Annotated in this window: 1 protein-coding gene; it reads left to right on the top strand. The window is 55.6% G+C overall.

The features are described from left to right. On the top strand, positions 1–392 hold a 392-nt coding region (locus CHM34_RS18750), incomplete at both ends, for a sodium:solute symporter family transporter (RefSeq protein ID WP_439116351.1).

The following is a 392-nucleotide window of genomic DNA, read 5'->3' as shown; positions in this document are numbered from 1 at the left end:
GCTGTATACCGCGTTTGGCGGATTTCGCGCCAGCGTGCTGAACGATACGCTGCAGGGGATGGTGATGCTCGTCGGCACAATCGTTCTGCTGGTGGGAATTGTCCACGCCGCAGGTGGTCTGAGCCATGCCGTTGAAACTCTGGAAGCGATTGACCCGAAACTGATTTCCCCACAGGGTGCGGATGATATCCTTTCGCCAACATTTATGACGTCGTTCTGGGTGCTGGTGTGCTTTGGTGTTATTGGCCTGCCGCATACCGCCGTGCGTTGTATCTCGTATAAAGACAGCAAAGCCGTTCACCGGGGTATTATTATCGGGACGATCGTTGTTGCAATCCTGATGTTCGGCATGCATCTGGCGGGTGCGTTAGGACGTGCGGTGATCCCCGACC

This window comes from Paludifilum halophilum (assembly GCF_002245355.1).
GTDB lineage: Bacteria > Bacillota > Bacilli > Thermoactinomycetales > DSM-45169 > Paludifilum > Paludifilum halophilum.
Note: the sequence above shows the minus strand (reverse complement) of the source record. Positions and strands in the feature narration are given on the sequence as shown.